Below are 1926 nucleotides of genomic sequence, written 5' to 3'. Positions count from 1 at the left end.
CTATGATTGGTATAACATTCGCTCAATTAATTAATGTAATTGCGATTATAAGGTTAACAGCTTAACTAAATTGGGAACCGTATACTGTAGACTTGATCGATTACTTATAACTGAATGAAAATATTTGTTTACTAGATACTTTATCTTGTCCTTGTAAGCTAGGCATAAAACGTTCTTGTGCAATAAATTCAATCACCGCTTCATCTAACTCTTTAGAGCCACTAGATTTTAAAATCTCAGTCTCCTTGGTGCTACCAGTAGGCAATACGGTCATAGAGGCAACAACTTGTCCTTTTTGGTTAAGTTTTGCAGCTACAGCAGGGTAGTCGGGCTTTTTACCGGAAATCGCCACTGCTTCAGGTAATTGACGAGTCTCACTTAACGTTAGCAAGCTCTTATCAACTTTTGGCTTAAAAGTAGGTTTTGTTGTTTTGCGAGTAACGGATGCCTTATCACTATTTCTTGGGGAAGTTGTTTTTAATGTTTTTGCTACTGTTGTTACTACAGTTGCTGTTTTTTTACTGACTGTTACAGGTTGGGAGCTGGTGGTTTTTCTCACCTGTTTTTGCTTAGGTAACTCAGGTAAGTTAACTATTTCTTGTTCAAATAACTCCGCTTTTAATAGTGCTGCGTCGTCTGCTTTGTGTGTATCGATATTGACTAAATACAGTTGAGTGCTTAGCTTTTCTTTATCTTGGTTATTAGTTGGTTTGGCTAAGCTATTTTTAACAATAACTTTTTTATTTTCAATAATTTCTAACTGTTCTGTGTTCGTTAGCTTGTCTGAACTTGACTCTTTAGGAGCAAACTCTGTAGTCGACGGTTCAATGGTTGAAGCTTCTACTATCGCTTCTGTGGTTAAGCTTGTTGTTGCAACGGGCGTTGAAATTTTTCTGTCTTGCTCTACTGGGTTTTCCGCTAAGGCTAATTGTATTGGCTTAACACTATTGTTTTCAATCTCAGTAATATTTTCTCTGTGTCTTGTTTCAATTTTTATGTTAGCAGGTTGTTGGTTTATGAGGGGTAAATTACCGCTTTGTTCAGGTGAATGAAAATCTGCCTTGATAACATTAGGCTTTGAGTGACCTGCAGGTATATTACTATGGTCAATTTCCATTGTTGGAGTATTATTGCTTTGAAATGTTGCTTGTTGAGGCGCTGAAAGGCTCACAGAAAGCTGCTCTATGTTTTGCTCAGGTGTTTTAGTCTGGGTAAAGTAAAAGAACAGGTAATGTAATAACAGACTAATTATAATGAATGTAAAGTAATGATATGACGTTTTCATGGAATATGTTTGCTCTATCTAAACGAATTAAGTAAATACCTATTGTAGTTTTTTTGCTTGTTCATAAGTTTGTACATCTACCAAAGATATTTCTTGGTTGTACATTTTGGCAATCGCAGCATGAGGAACACGTTTAATCTCTTCGCTTTGTTCATGAATAGCAACATTCACTTCGTCCGTTTCATCAGAAAACTCATAATGATATGGCATCTCTTGTTGCTCAGAAACAGGTTTCGTTTCTACTTCTTTTGTTTGTTTCTCTTTTACCGGGTTTTCCACTGGTGTTTGTACTAAATGATGTTGCAAACAAATGCCATTAAACTGATGACGTATATTTTCTAAGTGTAATGTTTGTTTAATGAGTAATGAGCGGAATATTTGTTGTGGAATTAAAGTCAGTAATAAAATACCAATACTAGTGGTTAGCGGGATTAATGCTTGCGCTACACTGGCAATAATAATTGAAGTATCATGTATCTGTTGATGACTAAATAGCTCAAAAGATTGGGTTAATATTAATAAAGCGCCTGATAAACCTAATATTGGCGAGATAAAAAGTGCTGACCTTAATAACTTTTGCCCTCTAGCAAGCAAGTTTATTTGCGCTTTTTGTGCAAAACTAATGCGTTCTTTAGGTGAAG

The 1926-nt window shown here is 35.6% G+C and carries 2 protein-coding genes; both read right to left on the bottom strand.

Annotated features, from left to right (window positions below; genetic code table 11):
* Positions 1–100: 100 nt before the first annotated feature.
* Positions 101–1285, bottom strand: coding sequence for an energy transducer TonB (locus DS885_RS10140; RefSeq protein WP_113819315.1), 1185 nt, complete (start codon positions 1283–1285; stop codon positions 101–103).
* Between the two features lie 39 nt (positions 1286–1324).
* On the bottom strand, positions 1325–1926 hold a 602-nt coding region (locus DS885_RS10135; protein WP_181817753.1), incomplete at its 5' end, for a MotA/TolQ/ExbB proton channel family protein.

The organism is Psychromonas sp. B3M02, assembly GCF_003318165.1.
Taxonomy (GTDB): domain Bacteria; phylum Pseudomonadota; class Gammaproteobacteria; order Enterobacterales; family Psychromonadaceae; genus Psychromonas.
The sequence above is the reverse complement of the archived record's forward strand: the minus strand, read 5'-3'. Positions and strand labels throughout refer to the sequence as shown.